Origin of the sequence: Cytobacillus luteolus, assembly GCF_017873715.1 — a bacterium.
Classification (GTDB): Bacteria; Bacillota; Bacilli; order Bacillales; family Bacillaceae_L; genus Bacillus_BV; species Bacillus_BV luteola.
Map to the genome: position 1 here is coordinate 327,203 of NZ_JAGGKM010000005.1, position 18,185 is coordinate 345,387.

Annotated in this window: 18 protein-coding genes; 12 read left to right on the forward strand and 6 right to left on the reverse strand. The window is 37.3% G+C overall.

The window, feature by feature from the left end:
• Window positions 1-2 precede the first annotated feature (2 nt).
• The 3 genes from J2Z26_RS22325 to J2Z26_RS16065 form a co-directional block, all read right to left on the reverse strand.
• Window positions 3-356 carry a hypothetical protein gene (locus tag J2Z26_RS22325; protein WP_193534502.1) on the reverse strand — a complete coding sequence of 118 codons (354 nt, stop codon included), beginning with the start codon at window positions 354-356 and terminating at the stop codon, window positions 3-5.
• Between the two features lie 175 nt (window positions 357-531).
• Window positions 532-849, reverse strand: coding sequence for a hypothetical protein (locus J2Z26_RS16060; RefSeq protein WP_193534501.1), 318 nt, complete (start codon window positions 847-849; stop codon window positions 532-534).
• A gap of 78 nt (window positions 850-927) precedes the next feature.
• Complete coding sequence (locus J2Z26_RS16065) at window positions 928-2,313, reverse strand: YjiH family protein (protein WP_193534500.1); 1,386 nt, start codon at window positions 2,311-2,313, stop codon at window positions 928-930.
• A 214-nt stretch (window positions 2,314-2,527) separates the two neighbouring features.
• On the opposite strand from J2Z26_RS16065, the gene J2Z26_RS16070 reads away from it, so the two are divergent.
• From J2Z26_RS16070 to J2Z26_RS16085, 4 genes are all read left to right on the forward strand, one after another.
• Window positions 2,528-4,813, forward strand: coding sequence for a sensor domain-containing protein (locus tag J2Z26_RS16070; RefSeq protein ID WP_193534499.1), 2,286 nt, complete (start codon window positions 2,528-2,530; stop codon window positions 4,811-4,813).
• Window positions 4,814-4,891: 78 nt separating this feature from the next.
• Entirely contained in the window at window positions 4,892-5,269 is a 378-nt protein-coding gene (locus tag J2Z26_RS16075) for a hypothetical protein (protein ID WP_193534498.1), read from the forward strand.
• A 25-nt stretch (window positions 5,270-5,294) separates the two neighbouring features.
• Window positions 5,295-5,945 (forward strand): HAD family hydrolase, encoded by a 651-nt coding sequence (locus J2Z26_RS16080; protein WP_193534784.1) that lies wholly within the window; start codon window positions 5,295-5,297, stop codon window positions 5,943-5,945.
• A gap of 68 nt (window positions 5,946-6,013) precedes the next feature.
• Window positions 6,014-6,325, forward strand: a complete 312-nt coding sequence (locus J2Z26_RS16085; protein ID WP_193534497.1) for a hypothetical protein — start codon at window positions 6,014-6,016, stop codon at window positions 6,323-6,325.
• A 41-nt stretch (window positions 6,326-6,366) separates the two neighbouring features.
• Here J2Z26_RS16085 and J2Z26_RS16090 read toward each other — a convergent pair whose 3' ends face one another.
• From J2Z26_RS16090 to J2Z26_RS16100, 3 genes are read right to left on the reverse strand one after another with little or no spacing between them, the layout of a single operon-like run.
• Window positions 6,367-6,870 carry a GNAT family N-acetyltransferase gene (locus tag J2Z26_RS16090; RefSeq protein WP_193534496.1) on the reverse strand — a complete coding sequence of 168 codons (504 nt, stop codon included), beginning with the start codon at window positions 6,868-6,870 and terminating at the stop codon, window positions 6,367-6,369.
• 22 nt (window positions 6,871-6,892) lie between these two features.
• On the reverse strand, window positions 6,893-7,504 hold the full coding sequence (locus J2Z26_RS16095) for a winged helix-turn-helix domain-containing protein (protein ID WP_193534495.1): 612 nt from the start codon (window positions 7,502-7,504) through the stop codon (window positions 6,893-6,895).
• Between the two features lie 16 nt (window positions 7,505-7,520).
• Complete coding sequence (locus J2Z26_RS16100) at window positions 7,521-8,801, reverse strand: MFS transporter (protein ID WP_193534494.1); 1,281 nt, start codon at window positions 8,799-8,801, stop codon at window positions 7,521-7,523.
• A gap of 216 nt (window positions 8,802-9,017) precedes the next feature.
• On the opposite strand from J2Z26_RS16100, the gene J2Z26_RS16105 reads away from it, so the two are divergent.
• The 8 genes from J2Z26_RS16105 (at window position 9,018) to J2Z26_RS16140 (ending at window position 18,158) form a co-directional block, all read left to right on the forward strand.
• Window positions 9,018-9,245 carry a DUF2198 family protein gene (locus J2Z26_RS16105; RefSeq protein ID WP_227413592.1) on the forward strand — a complete coding sequence of 76 codons (228 nt, stop codon included), beginning with the start codon at window positions 9,018-9,020 and terminating at the stop codon, window positions 9,243-9,245.
• 377 nt (window positions 9,246-9,622) lie between these two features.
• Entirely contained in the window at window positions 9,623-11,602 is a 1,980-nt protein-coding gene (uvrB, locus tag J2Z26_RS16110) for an excinuclease ABC subunit UvrB (RefSeq protein ID WP_193534493.1), read from the forward strand.
• 7 nt (window positions 11,603-11,609) lie between these two features.
• Window positions 11,610-14,483, forward strand: a complete 2,874-nt coding sequence (gene uvrA, locus J2Z26_RS16115) for an excinuclease ABC subunit UvrA (RefSeq protein ID WP_193534492.1) — start codon at window positions 11,610-11,612, stop codon at window positions 14,481-14,483.
• A 426-nt stretch (window positions 14,484-14,909) separates the two neighbouring features.
• On the forward strand, window positions 14,910-15,215 hold the full coding sequence (locus tag J2Z26_RS16120) for a magnetosome magnetite crystal formation protein family (RefSeq protein ID WP_193534491.1): 306 nt from the start codon (window positions 14,910-14,912) through the stop codon (window positions 15,213-15,215).
• A gap of 26 nt (window positions 15,216-15,241) precedes the next feature.
• Window positions 15,242-16,366, forward strand: coding sequence for a DUF4097 family beta strand repeat-containing protein (locus J2Z26_RS16125; RefSeq protein ID WP_193534490.1), 1,125 nt, complete (start codon window positions 15,242-15,244; stop codon window positions 16,364-16,366).
• Window positions 16,367-16,369: 3 nt separating this feature from the next.
• Complete coding sequence (locus J2Z26_RS16130; protein WP_193470408.1) at window positions 16,370-16,564, forward strand: PspC domain-containing protein; 195 nt, start codon at window positions 16,370-16,372, stop codon at window positions 16,562-16,564.
• Between the two features lie 2 nt (window positions 16,565-16,566).
• A complete protein-coding gene (locus tag J2Z26_RS16135) occupies window positions 16,567-16,929 on the forward strand; it encodes a phage holin family protein (protein ID WP_193534489.1) in 363 nt (120 codons plus the stop codon).
• Window positions 16,930-17,213: 284 nt separating this feature from the next.
• Window positions 17,214-18,158 (forward strand): GGDEF domain-containing protein, encoded by a 945-nt coding sequence (locus J2Z26_RS16140; protein ID WP_193534488.1) that lies wholly within the window; start codon window positions 17,214-17,216, stop codon window positions 18,156-18,158.
• The last annotated feature ends 27 nt before the right edge of the window (window positions 18,159-18,185 follow it).

Consider the following 18,185-nt stretch of genomic DNA (forward strand, 5'->3'; position numbering starts at 1 on the left):
AATTAAAATCTTCTTCTAAATCCAGCTCCAGGTCCATACCCGCCAAAACCAGGTCCGAATCCAGCACCATAGCCAGGTCCATAACCGCCAAAACCAGGACCATATCCAGCTCCAACTCCTGGGCCATATCCACTAAAGCCAGGTCCAAATCCAGCACCTACACCAGGGCCATATCCACCAAAACCAGGTCCATAGCCTGCACCATACCCAGGATAACCATAACCAGGGTAATCAGGTCCGTCTAAGAGCTCGGCGCCTAAATAACCAATTCCAGCACCAATTAGTCCGGTAGTTAATGGTCCTAAACCTGCTCCTCCTAGAAATCTTGTATCGTTTGGATGGGCATTTCTATACATATCATTTCCTCCTAGATATTCGTTTACTTTGTTCACTTATACCCTATGGAGGAAAGCTTGTTCTCGGATGGGCAGGAGTACAAATTTACGTAAATTAGGAGAAATGCCTAAGAAGGTGAATGCTCAAAAAAAGAGCATTGTATGAGGTACTGACTCTACAATGGTCTTGCTAACATTACAACTGGTCTTGTTCACTAGTTAATACTGTCTCGCTTTTACTCGCATCAATCATAAGCACAATAGCTGTTACAATATGCATAATCATCCCTAAAAATGGAATCCAAGCAAGACAAGATGTAACAATTCCTAAGATATTGCCATGTCGCTTTTCATTTTCCTTCACAGAGAAAACAAGGGCAACAATATGAAGAATAAGCATGAGTATTAATGGCGTCCAGAGGAACCCGATCACGATTGACCCACCAATGATGGGGATTCCTAATAATGCTTCAAGACCACCTGTTACCCATTTTAAAATTCTAGAGGTTTTCAAAGTAACTCCACTCCGTTCTCTTTTTACTTTTAGTCTATTCGAAGGGTGGACAAATAATAGTAAAATGATAAAAAAAACTTAAAAAAATAGATGTGCAAAAAGCACGATAATTGGCAATGTAATAAATGTCCTCTGTAGAAAGATAATCACTAAATCAGTGAAAGATACAGGTAATTTTGACCCTAGTAACAGACCTCCTACCTCTGACATATAAATCAATTGCGTCACGGAAACGGCTCCGATCACAAATCTAGTCAGTTCACTTTCAATACTACTTCCGATGATTGCGGGTAGAAACATATCTGCAAATCCGATAACCATCGTTTGTGCTGCTTCATTTGCCTCAGGCACCTGGAGCACATTTAAGATGGGAACAAACGGTGCACCTAAGTATGTGAAGACAGGTGTGAATTCAGCAATGACTAAAGCAACCGTTCCAATGGCCATCACGATTGGTATGACACCAAGCCACATATCAAGTACATTTCCGATACCACCTTTTACAACAGCACCATAATTATTATTTCTTTCAGCATGTGATACTGCTTTAAGGAGGCCCCATCTAAAAGGAGTTAAACCTTCAGGGATAGTTTCATCAAGCCTTTTTTCTGCCTCTTCATAATACGTATCAGGTTTTCGTGACAAAGGAGGAATTCTTGGGCAGATGATTGCAGCAACCAATCCTGCAACCACAATTGATAAATAAAAAGGGCCAAACATATGCTCAAGATCCATATAGGCAATGATTACAATTGTAAAGGTAATGGAAACGACCGAGAAAGTTGTTCCTATCACAGCTGCTTCTCGTTTTGTATAATATCCTTCCTCATACTGCTTTGTCGTTAGTAGGACACCAATTGTTCCATCTCCTAACCAGGATGCTAAACAATCAATAGAGGACCTACCAGGTAAAGTGAAAAGAGGACGCATGATTTTTTTAAGCATTGCTCCACATAAATCCAATAAGCCAAAGTCGAGCAATAACGGTAAAAGTAAACCCGCAAATAAAAACACGGAGAATAGAACAGGTATAAGTTCAAATAGTAATAATCCTCCAGTTACATCTGACCAAATCCATTCAGGCCCGATTCGAAATAAGGCCATTATCGAAAATACCATTCCGATGAGTCTTGCAATCAACCAAAAGGTAGAAACTTTAAAAAGTTTACTAAAGAAAATAGATTTCGTAATAAATCTTGGTTTTACTAAGCTTGTGAAGAGAGAGAGTACAACCGCAAGAACGACGAAAGCTGTCGCAATATAAGGCAATGAATCTGAAAGGATCGCTTGGACCTGCTTGGCTAAAATTGCAACCGGAATGGTTACGCCTTCCTCATATGGAAAGGGTATAACAAACAGAATAATACCAATGGCAGATGGAATAAAAAATTGTAAAAAACCACTTGTACTAATTGACCTGTTTAATTCGACTTGGCCTTTATTTTTCAATCCCTCGTTTTCCATGCAATTCACCTCAATACATTTAAGTTTTGTAAAAAACTAGTCATTATTCATTTATTTTTATTCGACTGCATTTGATAATCTTCATTCTTTTAGGACAATATACCTGTTTTTATGACTTATATCCCACATTTATATTGCCAAATGAATTTAGTTCCATATAAGATAGAATTATGAAATAACTTCTAGAGTAAGCTTAATCTAAGGTGGGGGAAAAATGGGGAAGCCAGGCTTTTCATTTAATATGAAAAAAACAATGCTTTTAATGATAGTAGCAATTCTGATTGGTTTCGTAGTATCTCATGAATTATTTGAAGACACGATCCATAGCCTAGGATTACCTGTTTTATTAGAGCTGTCAATTGAGTTTTTACTTTTTATCGCAATAAGTATCCCCTTCTTCTACTTCATGGTATTTAGGGACTTACAAAACAGGAAGACAGAAGATGAGACACTGTTAGATGAATATGCTACATATAAAATGATTTTAGAGAATTCGCCGTCGGCAGCGTTTATCTATGGTGATAAGGGTTTTATCTACATAAGTCCAACATTCTGTTCTACTCTTGGGTATGAATCAGATGAGATTATAGGGAAAACATTTGGTGAGATTCCTTTTATAAACAAAAAAACAGTAGATTTACTGCTTGAAAATCGTAAGAGGCGTGCGATTAATGAGGAAGTTCCGCAAGCTTATAATATTCCGGCCATACGAAAGGACGGAACGGATATCATTCTTGAATTGCGTCCTACTTGGTCCCTTTTTAAAGGACAACCAGTTACAATTGGAACACTTGTTGATGTAACGGAGAAAGTTTTAATTGGAAAGCAAAAGAAAGAAAATGAAAATAAATATAAATCGCTTTTTGAAAACAATATGGATGCAGCCTTTGTTATTGATAATAAAGGGCTTGTGGTTGAAGCCAATTCAAGAGCACTTGAAATGACTAAACAAACAAAAGAAGAAATCAAAGGAAAGTCCTTTATTCAATACATTGCATCGTCTGATTCTGCAGTTGCGTCGGAGAAATTTAAGTATGTCTTACAGGGTCAACCATTACATCATGAATTCAATGTAATCATTAAAGGTAAAAAGTATTTGTATGATGTGAGCGTTGTTCCGATCATTGTTGAAGAAGGGATAAAGGGAATCTTTTGTTTAGCACGTGATGTGACTGAACAACGAAAGTCAGATGAGTTAATAAAATGGTTAGCCTATCACGATTCCATGACCAGCTTGCCAAATCGACATTATTTTATCGATCAATTAGAACTTAAAATGAACTATTGTGATACACATATGGATTCCCTCGCCTTATTCTATCTAGATTTAGATCGAGTGAAAATCATTAATGACAATCTAGGTCATCAAATCGGGGATATGTATCTAAAAGAAGCGAGTGTTCGTTTAAAGAATTTTGTTAAAGGTAAAGGCTTAATATCGAGATTTGGCGGTGATGAGTTCGCACTACTGTTGCCATCTGTCTCAAAAGAAGAAGCTGACAGCATTGCACAAGAAATTTTACACATCTTCGCTGAACCATTCGTAATAGGTGGACAAATTGTTCCTGGAAACACTAGCATTGGAGTTGCTATTTATCCAGGTGAAGCACAAGATGTACAAGCATTACTACGCGAGGCAGATAAGGCGCTTTATGTTGTGAAAAAGAGTGGTGGTGGAAACTATCGTATTTATGAGGAAACGATGGAACGTGCAAATAGCTATCGTTTTGGATTACAAAGTGATTTTAAACGTGCGCTACACGATGAGGAATTTTACTTAGTTTATCAGCCAAAAGTAAATGCAAATACAGGGAGTATTTCGGGAGTGGAAGCACTACTCCGTTGGAATAAAAACAATCAGGAATTGATTCCCCCAGCAGATTTTATCCCATTAGCTGAGGAGACAGGATTCATTGTACCTCTTGGCGAATGGGTCATTAAAAGAGCATGTGAACAAAATAAGCAGTGGCAAGATGCGGGCTTTACACCAATCCGTATTGCTGTCAATGTGTCTGCGGTACAATTTCAACGCTCCAAAATGGATGAGATAGTCGAAAGAATATTAGCAGAAACAGGTCTTGAACCACAGTGGTTAGAAATTGAAATTACAGAGGGTACATTAATGGTACAAGATGAGTTCACGATTCGATCGATAACAAGACTTAAAGAGTTAGGGGTTATTATTGCACTAGATGATTTTGGAACAGGTTACTCATCGATGCAATATTTAAAGCAATTCCGACTTCATTCATTAAAAGTGGACCGATCCTTTATTCAAGACTTACATGAGCATCATGATCGTGCTGCCATTACCGAAGCAATCACCCAACTTGCCCATGGGCTTGGAATGAGTGTAGTTGCTGAAGGTGTAGAAAAGGATGAAGAGCTAGAATTCGTCAAATCAATTGGTGCTGATGAAATTCAGGGCTATTACATCTCAAGACCACTTTCAAAAGAAGATTTTGAATCCTACTTACAGTCGGATAGTAAAGTTAGTTAAAAAACTAGTGTAATAACTAGTTTTTTCTACTTTAACAAGTTCTAACTCAGTAAATCACTAGATAGGAGTGAATAATCCATGAAAATTAATGAGCTAATCGAACGAATTAATAAATGTATGGATGATTTAGATTTAATTACAGCACGAAAGTACATTGAAGAGAATGAACAACTTCTATCAGAGTATGATTATAAAAGGCTTTTAAAAAAGAATGCACGAGAACTTTTAGATTTTCTTATTGATCAAAAAAATAACCCAGAACATCAGCCTTTAACAAGAGAAGAAAAATCTATGATACTTGCTGTCAATACCTATGCAACGAAATTCGATATTAGAGGTGTCAAACTTACAATATCGAAACGAGAACACCTTTTGCTGAAGAAACAGGTAATAGATTATTTAAATGCAGATGCAAAAGCTTTGTTAGAGGGTATGAATTTAATCGAAAAGAGGTAAGTAGGGGGAGAGGGTAGGCATGTCAATCAAAGGAGTCATTTTTGATTTTGATGGATTAATTGTTGATACAGAGTCAATTTGGTATGAGGTTTATAAAGAGACTGTATTAGAATATGGAGTCGAGTTGGCCTTAGAGGAATTTGCAAAAGTGATTGGAACAACGGATGAAGTGCTTTATGCCTATCTTGAGAAACATGCAACCAAGCCATTTACAAGAGATGATATAGAAAAAGCTGCCCACGAACTATATAAAACGAAAATAGATACCCTTACCCTTAGAGAAGGTGTAGAAGAATACCTAAAGGAAGCAAAGGAATTAGGATTGAAAATAGGACTCGCATCTAGCTCTAGTCGTGCTTGGGTTACAAGCTATCTAAAAAAATACAAGATTCTTGAATACTTTGAAGTGATAAGAACAAAAGATGACGTAGCAAAAGTTAAGCCTGACCCTGAGCTATATATTCAAGCACTAAAAGGCCTTGATATAGCTCCTGAAGAAGCTATTGCTTTTGAAGATTCAGTTAACGGCTCTACAGCAGCAATTAAAGCAGGAATATCATGCGTCATTGTTCCAAATCCAGTAACAGAACAGCTAGCTTTTACTTCTTATAGCTATAGACTTTCTTCCATGAATGAAATGCCACTTTCTACTTTATTGGATAAAATAAACAAGTAACATATTTTTTCATTTCTTGCTCAAACTAACCTTAGTAAATTTCACTATGAGGAGTTGGGTAAGAAAACATGATTTTCTACGCTTGCGTCAAATACGATGAGTCACACCCCGATACATATCATGGCATTGAAGTAACCACACTCGGAGATTCATATGATGTTGTTGCATCGTTTGAATCGTATGACCCGTTACAAGACTATCGTAACTTTGCGAGCTGGTCTGAGAGTATTGGGGAGGACAATGTCGGAATTTGCGATACGTTAAAGCATTTTGCAAAGGATTACAAGAGTGTAAATTCTGATGCATCAACTGAAATGCTGTCTATGATTTATGGAGATCATCAACATTGTGATGGAGAATATGGAGATGTAGCTCAATAATCTTAAAAGAGTAAGCAATAGACTGTGCTTACTCTTTATTTTTACACGATATACTCATAATATCTTTCATTCATTTGTGTATCTTCACACCATTTTTCCTCGTTAAATGAGAAGTTAAGTTTCTCAAGAATTTTCCATGATCCGATATTTTCAACTGCAGCACTGGCTATCACTTTTTTAGGTTTAAGCTTTTCAATAGTATAAGGAAAAATAGATTTGGCTGCTTCATAGGCATAGCCTTTCCCCCAAGTATCTTGGCGGTAGTGATATAAAAATTCTAAGACATCTTCTTCACCTGTTTTTTGAAAACCGCAAATGCCAATTAAGTCATTTGTTTCTTTTTCAACGACCGGAAAAAGTGTTGTATAACCAAAGGTATCTTGGAATCGAATGTATGATGAGACTGTCTGCTCCACTTCCTCCTTAGTCATTCCACCTGCACAATAGTGCATCGTTTCATTGTTTCCCCAAAAGAGGAATGCTTTTTCAGCATCATTTTGTTCCCAATTTCTTAAGATCAGTCGTTCTGTTTGAAGTATTAACATAATAGCCTCCTAAATGGCTCATTTATTCAAGATTCTCAGCATCGTCATTCTTATAACTCAATACCAAGAATGTGTACTTTGATTTTTTTTCAAGTTCTTCTTTTGTCATGGAAAACTGATTTCCCATTTCCTCTGCTATATCTTTCTTAACTTCCGCCTTATCCCTAATGGCATATACCATATTGGAATTGGCCTCAAGCCATTCTTTCCCGGTTAAATCAGAAAAATTTATGGATAAACTTACTTGTTTTTCATAAGAATCTTTGTTGTTTTTTAGTTCAGAAGATAGCAATCTTAAACCAGGTTCAAGTAATCTCATAACCTCAGCCATCACTGTATCAGAATGTTCAGCTAAGAGAGATTTGTCTAGTTCGAATGCATCAAAGCCAGATACAGATTTGTAGTATTTCTCGATTAAGTTACCTTGCTGACGAGTTTCAACCAACTCTAGTAGTCCTGCATCTTCAAGCTTTTTTACATGATAATAAAGTCTTGATGGCTTTTCATTCAATGCTTCTGCAATTTGTGTAACAGTAACTGGTTCATCTTTTGCTATATCAAAAATATTTCTTCTCCTTGGATCCATGAGAATTTTTGCAAGTTCAATATCGGTAATTTTTTTACTACTAGCCATATTAAGACCTCCACAATTAATCTATAACAAGTTCAGCATTTTCTGGTGCAACCGTAGGAGTAGCTTGATTATTAGGTTTAATTTTGTGTAGCTCTTTGTATCCTTTAAGAAATGGAAAAGCAATTACTGAGAAGATTAGCAGTATTCCAGATATCGCGGTTCCATTTAAAACGCCAGCTACACCTGCTAACCAGCCACCTGCAAGTAAACCAATCATTTGGGATGCGCTTGCAGTAACACCTAATAGCGCTGAGCCTCTTCCTCTAAAATAAGCGGGTGTTGTTCCTAAAAATAAACTACTTAAAGGTACGTTGATTAACGTATTAATAACCCCTACCATTATACACCATATATAGATTGGACCGATTCCAAACGCTAATCTTGCTTCATTTAATGGAAGAACTAAAATCATCCAAGACCCCATAATCATTGTTCCTAGTAGTAATAGATTACTAGGTCTAATTAGTTTTAGAAGAAGTGGTCCAATGACAATTGCACCAGCAATGGCCCCGACACCTATTGCAGATTCTAGCAAACCAAAGTGGGCAGGTGTTACTTCGAATACATTTGTTAAAACCGCAACAAGATTTGTATTCAATACCCCAGCAACTAGTGTTACAGGAATAAGAAGGATGAGTAGGAAACGTAAAGCAGGAATGCCTGTTACTTGTTTCACACCAGATACGATAGACTCAAAGTAGTTTTCTTGTGCATTTTGAGTAGTGTCTTGCTTGGCTCTGACTATTGGCAAAGTTAAGATGAGTAGAGCTGATAATAAGAATGTTATGGCATCAAGGAAAAAGATACTAGTAAAGTTATTCATTAACATTAGCACACCACCAATTGATGGGCCGATAATATCCATTGCTGCTCGTGTACCTTGTGACAAGCCAATCGCAGCTTGAATATTCTTTTCACCAACTAAGTCCGGTATAGAAGCCGAACGTGCTGGATCAAATAGAGCGGATCCAATTCCTTGAAGAGCAATTAGAGTGATTAGGATTGGCACTGAGTCATGAAAAGGAATCATCAATAAAATGATCATCATTCTGTACAAATCTGAGATTACCATCAACCATTTTCTTGAATATTTGTCTGCTAAGGGGCCAAAGAAAATACCGAAAACGGCTGTAGGAAGTAGTTGTGCAAATATAACAAGACCAATCATTAGTGGATCTTTAGATAATGTGGCAATTAAATAGATTACTGCAATTCTTGTGATTCCATCTCCTAAGTGTGAAATCACCTGTGCAAGCCAAAAACGGAAAAATTCCTTATTTTTTAAAAGTTGAAGCATTTTAAAAACACTCCTTTAAATTTTTATTTACCGTTAAAATTTATTTTAGTGATAAATATAATTTAAATGGTTTGGATGAAAATGTAAATAGGTATTTAAGAAATAATGGAAAATAATTTATTTACCTATTTTTTTGTTGATCCAATATACAATCTTCCTTTTTAAAACAAACTTATTGTATAGTAGAGTTATGGAATTAGGGAGAGGGTTATCCATATGTTGATAAAATTATTACTTGCGTTGATTCTTCCATGCTTATTAGTCATTCTGTTTACGAGAGTAACTTATAGCTTATATGTAGGAACTCTATTAACAATCTTGCTACTTGTAGCGTCCGTATATCAGGGCTACACTGACTCAATCTTAATTGGTGTAGTTGATGTGATTTCATTAGCAGCGGGATATATCTATTCGAAAAAAATGGTAGAAGGATATAAAGGATAAATAAAGCAGTGGCTTCCGTTGAGGAAATGCCGCTGTTTTTTTTTGAAAAAGAGTTGATTTTTCCAATTAAATAGAAATACTTACCTGTATTCTATAAATACTTAATTCAAACGTTTAAATACTTAACTTAATCGTGAAAATACTTACCTGAAGAGAGTACTTACTTTCCTAAAACAGGTAAATACTTTCCTTAAAAAAAATACTCACAAAAAATCGAATATCAGTTCGTGTTTTTGGTGATTTTTACTAAAGTTGTGGTACAATATTTTTACAACAAGATCGGACCTTATTTTTCAGCCTAGAAAAGGTATCAAATGCAAATCTGAATTGAAACTAATACTAACAATAGATCAACATTTCCGAATGGAGGCTTTTTTGTGAAGGATCAATTTGAGTTAGTCTCAAAGTATTCACCACAAGGCGATCAGCCAAGAGCAATCAAACAAATTATCGAAGGAATTAATGCAGGAAAGAAACATCAAACCTTATTAGGGGCTACTGGAACTGGAAAAACCTTTACGATTTCAAACGTAATCAAAGAACTAAATCGACCAACCCTCATCATTGCCCATAACAAAACATTAGCAGGTCAGCTTTATAGTGAGTTCAAAGAATTCTTCCCGAATAATGCGGTTGAATACTTTGTTAGTTACTACGATTACTATCAACCTGAGGCTTATGTTCCATCGTCTGATACATTTATTGAAAAAGATTCGAGTGTCAATGATGAGATTGATAAACTTCGTCACTCTGCTACTTCTGCCTTATTCGAGCGTCGAGATGTCATCATCATTGCGAGTGTTTCCTGTATTTATGGTCTAGGTTCGCCAGAAGAATACAAAGAGCTTGTCGTTTCCCTACGAGTGGGAATGGAGCTTGAGCGAAATCAATTATTACATAAGCTAGTAGATGTTCAATATGAACGAAATGATATCGACTTCCGACGTGGGACTTTCCGTGTGCGCGGTGATGTGGTAGAGATATTCCCAGCATCTAAAGATGAGCACTGTATTCGAATTGAATTTTTTGGAGACGAAATTGAAAGAATTCGTGAAGTAGATGCATTGACTGGTGAAATTCTCGGAGACCGTGATCATGTTGCAATTTTCCCGGCATCCCACTTCGTTACCCGTGAGGAAAAAATGCAAATTGCCATTAAAAATATTGAAGTGGAGCTAGAGGAACGTTTAAAAGAATTTCGAGATAATGGAAAATTACTGGAAGCGCAACGGATAGAGCAACGCACAAAGTATGACCTTGAGATGATGCGTGAAATGGGCTTTTGCTCAGGAATTGAGAACTATTCACGCCATTTAACCTTAAGGCCATCAGGGTCCACTCCATATACGTTAATGGACTTCTTTCCAAGGGATCTGTTAATCGTCATTGATGAATCACACGTAACAATCCCGCAAATTCGTGGGATGTTTAACGGTGACCAGGCAAGGAAACAGGTACTAGTAGATCATGGTTTCCGTTTACCATCTGCCATGGATAATCGTCCACTACGGTTTGAAGAATTCGAAAACCATATTGACCAAATTGTTTATGTTTCAGCAACACCTGGTCCCTACGAGCTTGAAAAAACACCAGAGGTTGTACAACAAATCATAAGACCAACTGGATTACTTGATCCACCAATTGATGTTCGACCAATCCAAGGTCAAATTGATGATCTACTGGGTGAAATTCAGGAAAGGGTTGAGAAAAACGAACGTGTGTTAATAACCACCTTGACGAAAAAAATGTCTGAGGACCTAACAAATTACTTAAAAGACATTGGGATTAAAGTGAACTATTTGCACTCAGAAATTAAGACATTAGAACGTATTGAAATTATTCGAGATCTTCGTTTAGGTAAATATGATGTGTTAGTTGGAATTAATCTATTAAGAGAAGGTCTGGATATTCCAGAGGTTTCACTTGTAGCCATTTTAGATGCAGACAAAGAAGGCTTCCTGCGCTCAGAGAGATCACTAATTCAAACCATTGGTCGTGCAGCGCGTAACGCGAACGGAAGGGTTATTATGTATGCTGATAAAATGACGAACTCAATGGAGATTGCAATAAGAGAAACGGGACGACGTCGAGAAATACAAGAGGAATACAATAGAAAGCACGGAATTACACCACAGACGATTAAGAAGGATGTTCATAATCTCATCAAAGCTACTCATGCTGCTGAGGTTACAGAAGACTACGATGCAACTCCGAAGCTATCAAATTTAACGAAGAAAGAACGAGAAAAAGTAATCAAGGATTTAGAAGTAGAAATGAAAGAGGCAGCAAAAGCGCTTGACTTTGAACGAGCAGCAGAGCTTCGTGATCTTCTATTAGTGCTAAAGGCGGAAGGATGACAGTAGTATGGCAATGGATAAAATTATCGTAAAGGGAGCAAGGGCTCATAATCTAAAAAATGTCGATGTCACGATACCCAGAGATAAGCTAGTTGTCCTAACTGGCTTATCTGGCTCAGGGAAATCTTCACTCGCATTTGATACGATTTATGCAGAAGGTCAACGCCGCTATGTTGAATCACTTTCAGCCTATGCTCGTCAATTTCTAGGGCAAATGGATAAGCCAGATGTAGACGCAATTGAAGGTTTATCACCAGCAATTTCAATTGATCAAAAAACAACAAGCCGTAACCCCAGGTCAACTGTCGGTACGGTTACTGAAATTTATGATTACTTAAGATTATTGTTTGCAAGAGTAGGAAGGCCAACCTGTCCCAAACATCATATCGAAATCACCTCTCAAACAATTGAGCAGATGGTGGATCGCATTATGGAATATTCTGAGCGTACGAAGCTTCAGGTGTTGGCACCTGTAGTATCTGGACGTAAAGGTACACATGTAAAAGTGTTAGAAGATGTTAAAAAACAAGGCTATGTACGTGTTCGTGTAAATGGTGAAATGCAAGAACTCTCAGATGATATTGAACTTGAAAAAAATAAGAAGCATTCCATTGAAGTGGTTATTGACCGTATTGTAGTTAAAGAAGGTGTTGAATCGCGTTTAGCTGATTCGTTAGAGGCTGCCTTAAAGCTTGGTGAAGGACGAGTCATTATTGATGTAATGGAACAAGAGGAATTACTCTTCTCAGAACTACATGCATGTCCCCAATGTGGATTTTCAATTGGTGAATTAGAGCCGAAAATGTTCTCTTTTAACAGTCCGTTTGGAGCATGTCCGGAATGTGATGGTCTTGGTTCAAAACTGGAGGTAGATGTTGATCTAGTCATTCCTAACTGGGATCTTACATTACGGCAGCATGCCATTGCACCATGGGCACCAACAAGTTCACAATATTATCCACAGTTATTAGAATCAGTCTGCAATCATTACGGAATTGATTTAGATATACCAGCAAAGGATATTCCAAAACATCTAATGGATAAAATTTTGTACGGAAGTGATGGAGAAGAAATCTATTTCCGCTATGAAAATGATTTTGGACAAGTCCGTGAGAACTATGTAGCCTTTGAAGGTATCATTAAGAATGTTGAACGACGCTATCATGATACAAGCTCCGACTATATCCGTGAGCAAATGGAAAAATACATGGCACAGCAGCCTTGCCCAGGCTGTAAAGGGTACAGATTAAAGAAAGAAAGCCTTGCTGTTCTTATATCAGGAAAGCATGTAGGAGAGGTCACATCTTTTTCAATTAATGAGGCTCATGATTTTTTCTCATCTCTAGAACTGACTGAAAAGGAAATGCAAATTGCTCGAATGATTTTCCGTGAAATTGAAGAACGATTAGGTTTCCTAATTAATGTAGGATTAGATTATTTAACATTAAATCGTGCTGCAGGAACTCTTTCTGGAGGAGAGGCACAGCGTATTCGTCTTGCCACTCAAATTGGTTCGCGGTTAACTGGCGTTCTGTATATACTAGATGAGCCTTCCATAGGGTTACATCAAAGAGACAATGATCGTTTGATTTCCACCCTTCAAAGCATGCGTGACATTGGAAATACATTAATTGTTGTTGAGCATGATGAAGATACAATGATGGCAGCAGATTATTTAATTGATATAGGACCAGGCGCAGGTGTTCATGGGGGGCAAATTATCTCTGCTGGTTCTCCAGAAGATGTAATGAATGACCCAAATTCTTTAACAGGTCAATACTTATCAGGAAAAAAGTTCATTCCATTACCAATTGAGCGTCGTCAACCAGATGAGCGCTTCATCGAAGTCCTTGGTGCAACTGAAAATAATCTTAAAAATGTAAGTGTACGCTTTCCATTAGGAATGTTTATTGCTGTAACAGGTGTTTCTGGTTCAGGAAAAAGTACATTGGTTAATGAAATCCTTCATAAATCATTAGCACAACGTCTATACAGCTCAAAAAGTAGACCAGGCGAGCATAAGGAAGTAAAGGGAATTGAGTACCTTGAAAAAGTAATTGATATTGATCAATCACCAATCGGTCGAACACCTCGTTCAAATCCAGCAACCTACACTGGTGTGTTTGATGATGTTCGTGATGTGTTTGCGACAACAAATGAAGCGAAAGTACGTGGTTATAAAAAAGGTCGCTTTAGCTTTAATGTAAAGGGTGGAAGATGCGAAGCTTGCCGTGGTGACGGAATTATCAAGATTGAAATGCACTTTCTCCCTGATGTCTATGTTCCATGTGAAGTCTGTCATGGAAGACGATACAACCGTGAAACATTAGAAGTTAAATACAAGGATAAAAATATCTCTGATATTTTAGACATGACAGTCGAAGATGCACTAACCTTTTTTGAGAATATCCCAAAAATTAAACGTAAGCTACAAACTATTTTCGATGTAGGACTAGGGTATATCACACTTGGCCAACCCGCAACCACTCTTTCAGGAGGAGAGGCGCAACGTGTTAAACTAGCCTCTGAATTGCACCGACGCTCAACAGGACGATCATTCTACATCCTCGATGAGCCAACAACCGGACTACATGTAGATGATATCGCTCGACTCTTAAAAGTCCTGCAAAGACTTGTGGAAAATGGAGATACAGTTTTAGTGATCGAACATAACCTTGACGTAATCAAAGCTGCTGATTACCTAGTAGACCTAGGCCCTGAAGGCGGAGACAAAGGCGGACAAATCGTAGGCACAGGCACACCAGAAGACCTTGCCAACAACCCAAAATCCCACACAGGCCACTACCTAAAACCAATCCTAGAACGAGACAGAAAACGAATGAAAGAACTAATCAAAGAAAAAGAGACTGTAACAAAATAATTTCTAAAGATCAATCACTTGTTGGTTGATCTTTTTTTAGTTTATTTTCAGTGAGTTTATTCTTATCATATCTACAGAGTGGATTGGAGCGGAAGACACTTGACTCCTGCGGGAAGTAGAGGAAAGGTCGAGACCCCACAGACGGAACGTCGAGGAGGCTCGACTTCCTCCCCGCGGAAAGCAAGTGTCTGCAGCGCAAAGGAACGGTCAACATTCAAGTTGTAGTAAGACTAAACAAACGTTTGATTAAAAACGACCAAAAATTAAACAAACGTTTGATGAATAGGGTTGAGCCCTTGCCACACAAGCACTTGAAAAAACCAATCAAACGTTTGTTTAGCCATAAAATCTTTTTTTCTCCTTTTATAAAAATTTGAAACTAATTAACATCAACTCCGTATATGTATGTATAAGGAGTTGATAAAAATGGAAACAAATAAAATCATTTCTTCACTATGTTACTTCAGCATCTTCTTTGCGGGATTTTTACTACCAATCGCAGTTTATTTTATAGTACAGGACCAAGAGGTAAGAGAACATGCGAAAAAAGCATTCATTTCACATCTTATTCCCTTTATAACTATCATTTTCTTCGTCTTACCAATGTTCGTTATGGGTTCAATGGAAGCAGCAGTAGGCGGAATGCTTATTTTCTTTGCTCTATTTAGTTTAATAAGCTTCATTGTTGTTATTTGGAATGTTGTAAAAGGGATTCAAGTTTTAGCAAAATAAATCAAACACTGTAAGGGGGTATTAACATGATTGAAGAGCGTAAACGTATTTTAAAGCTAGTTGAAGAAGGAAAATTAACAGCAGAAGAGGCCCTTCTATTAATTGAAAAACTAGAAGAAAAGAGTGCCACAGGTGAAAGTCAAAGTGCTTTTCAAGAACAAGTAGTTACAGAGCTTTCAACAAATGTAAATAGTGAGGGTAGTCAGTATAGTAAAAAAGAGAATTCATCCTACAAACAATCTTCTACAAAAGTGAAATTTTTGGACTTTATAGATAGTGCGTTAAAGAAAATAAAAGATATTGACCTAGATTTTAATTTTGGTAATGCTGTTGAAATTCAACATATTTTCCAGAATTCAAACTCACTTATCAATCAAATTGATTTGGATGTGGCAAATGGAAGCGTAAAACTAGTACCTTGGAATGAAGATGATGTTAGAGTTGAGTGCAATGCTAAGGTGTACAGAGTTGATACTCAAGACGAGGCACGAAAAGCATTTCTTCAAGATGTACTTTTTTCAATTGAAAGGAACCGCTTAATTTTCTCAGTACAGAAAAAACAGATGAAAGTAAATGCAGTTCTATATATTCCTCAAACAGATTATGAAAAAATAAAGGTTCGAATGTTTAATGGGCCGATTTCAGGGGAAAATCTACAAGTGAACGAGTTCAAGGCAAAGACTGCAAATGGTTCAATTGATGTGAAGAATATCCGATCAGTTGAATTAGAACTTGAAACAGCTAATGGTCATATAAAGGCAGAAGAGTGTTCAGGTCAGGAGCTCGAGGCAGAAACAATTAATGGTACTCTTTCTGTTAACGGTAGTTTTGGAAAAGTAGATTTACAAAGCTTTAATGGCAACATTATATGCGCGCTGCAGGATGGTGAACCTCACACAGCTCATATGAAGACAACAACAGGGAATATCGATTTGTTTGTACCTACACAAGTATCAATTGATGGTGAACTGAAAACGAATCTTGGTAGCTTTAAGTGTGAAATCCCGAATATAGAGATTGTGGAAGAGAAGAGTGAAGTTGTGCAAAAATCACTTCGTTTTCAATCAAATAAACAAAGCACAAATGTACTACATGTATTTGCTGAAACGAAAACCGGCTCTGTTATTGTAAAGCCTTCAGGAGGTGCTTAAATCGTGAAAAAGTTATATCGCTCACGCTCAAACCGAATGCTTGGAGGAGTCCTTGGGGGCTTAGCTGAGTATTCAGGTATAGATGCTTCACTACTCCGAGTACTATTTGCTTTGGCATTCATTTTAGGAGTAGGTACACTGGGTCTTGTGTATATTATATGGATTTTTGTGGTGCCAAATAGAGAGGATGTAATCTAGAAATGAGATGGCTTGCTAGCATATTAGTGAACAGTCTAGTATTAATTGTAGTAGCAGGATACCTAGAATCATTCCACCTTGAAGGAATTGGTGCAGCCATTTTAGCAAGCTTTATTCTTTCTATCCTAAATGTGATTGTCAAACCAATTCTTGTGGTATTAACTCTACCAGTTACTTTTTTTACTTTAGGTTTGTTTTTATTCGTGATCAATGCAATTACTTTGTATTTAACTCAAGCACTAATGGGAGATTCTTTTGTTATTGAAAGCTTTGGTACTGCCATTTTTGCCGCTATCATTATTTCAATCCTGAATGTACTTATAGAAATGGTCATTATTAAACCTTTGCAAAAGAAGAAAAAGTAGATAATCCAGAACGCTCAATTAGGGCGTTCTTTTTTTATCTGTCAATTTGAACCTTGCCCGTTAATTTCCACTGCAGTCACTTGCTTTCCGCGGGGAGGGATTCGAGCCTCCTCGGCGCTTCGCACCTGTGGGGTCTCGAACTTCCCTCTATTTCCCGCAGGAGTCAAGTGCCTTCCGCTCCAATTCACTCAGAATATAATACTAAAAATTACCATTTTAGACACAGTAATAATAAGTGGTTTATAGTAATATTGACCTATACAGTAGGATAGGGGGGATGTCTTATGTTAGGAATTGATGAAAAGAATCAATTGTTAGGTAAAGTAATTGATGCAACAACACAAGGTGTAACGATTACCGATGCTGAAGGTACAATTCTATATGTGAACAAAGCCTTCATGGATATTACTGGTTTTTCTGAAAATGAAGTAATTGGTCAGAACCCTCGTATTCTTAAGTCTGGTTTACATAAGGCATCTTTCTACCGTCACCTTTGGACCAGTTTGATTACGAAAGGTTATTGGCAAGGTGAAATATGGAATAAAAATAAACTTGGTGTTCCGTATCCAGAATGGTTAAATATTACTGCCATTAGAGATGATAGTGGGAAGATAGAAAACTATGTAGCTGTTTTCTCGGACATTACTGAATTGAAAAAGATAGAAAAGGAACTTGTTGAAGTCAACGAAACATTAAGTAAACTAACTAATTTGGACGGATTAACTGGAATAGCAAACAGGCGGGCCTTTAATGAAAAGTTGAAATATGAATGGAAGCGGTCTAGACGATCTAAGAGTCCACTTTCTATGGTTTTGTTAGACATAGACTATTTTAAAAGATTCAATGATACATATGGACACCAACAAGGAGACGAATGTTTAAAACAGGTAGCAATGGTGCTAGAGGCAACAGCCACTCGTACAGGAGACCTTGTTGCTAGATACGGTGGTGAGGAGTTCGCCGTCATACTCCCGGATACAGATCAAAGTGGTGGAAGAGTAATCGCAGAGGAACTTAGAAGAAATATCGAAGCTCTGAAAATTCCTAATGAGAAATCAAGTGTCGCTCCATATGTAACAATCAGTGTTGGTGTATCTACCTACTACCCTATCACCAGGGGCTTGACTCACGATAAGTTTGTCGAGTTAACTGATACTGCATTGTATGAGGCAAAAAGAAAAGGACGAAATAGAGTTCAAGTTGCTGACATAATTAGTGAGTGTAACTAAATAAAGGATTAGCCAATGTAGGCTAAT

Coding starts and splice junctions, on each gene's coding strand:
- J2Z26_RS16075 (WP_193534498.1), top strand. CDS start 4,892: ATGAAAATTAATGAGCTAATCGAACGAATTAATAAATGTATGGATGAT.
- uvrA (WP_193534492.1), top strand. CDS start 11,610: ATGGCAATGGATAAAATTATCGTAAAGGGAGCAAGGGCTCATAATCTA.
- J2Z26_RS16140 (WP_193534488.1), top strand. CDS start 17,214: ATGTTAGGAATTGATGAAAAGAATCAATTGTTAGGTAAAGTAATTGAT.
- J2Z26_RS16095 (WP_193534495.1), bottom strand. CDS start 7,504: ATGGCTAGTAGTAAAAAAATTACCGATATTGAACTTGCAAAAATTCTC.
- J2Z26_RS16125 (WP_193534490.1), top strand. CDS start 15,242: ATGATTGAAGAGCGTAAACGTATTTTAAAGCTAGTTGAAGAAGGAAAA.
- J2Z26_RS16070 (WP_193534499.1), top strand. CDS start 2,528: ATGGGGAAGCCAGGCTTTTCATTTAATATGAAAAAAACAATGCTTTTA.
- J2Z26_RS16090 (WP_193534496.1), bottom strand. CDS start 6,870: ATGTTAATACTTCAAACAGAACGACTGATCTTAAGAAATTGGGAACAA.
- J2Z26_RS16065 (WP_193534500.1), bottom strand. CDS start 2,313: ATGGAAAACGAGGGATTGAAAAATAAAGGCCAAGTCGAATTAAACAGG.
- J2Z26_RS16105 (WP_227413592.1), top strand. CDS start 9,018: ATGTTGATAAAATTATTACTTGCGTTGATTCTTCCATGCTTATTAGTC.
- J2Z26_RS16085 (WP_193534497.1), top strand. CDS start 6,014: ATGATTTTCTACGCTTGCGTCAAATACGATGAGTCACACCCCGATACA.
- J2Z26_RS16120 (WP_193534491.1), top strand. CDS start 14,910: ATGGAAACAAATAAAATCATTTCTTCACTATGTTACTTCAGCATCTTC.
- J2Z26_RS22325 (WP_193534502.1), bottom strand. CDS start 356: ATGTATAGAAATGCCCATCCAAACGATACAAGATTTCTAGGAGGAGCA.
- J2Z26_RS16135 (WP_193534489.1), top strand. CDS start 16,567: ATGAGATGGCTTGCTAGCATATTAGTGAACAGTCTAGTATTAATTGTA.
- J2Z26_RS16100 (WP_193534494.1), bottom strand. CDS start 8,801: ATGCTTCAACTTTTAAAAAATAAGGAATTTTTCCGTTTTTGGCTTGCA.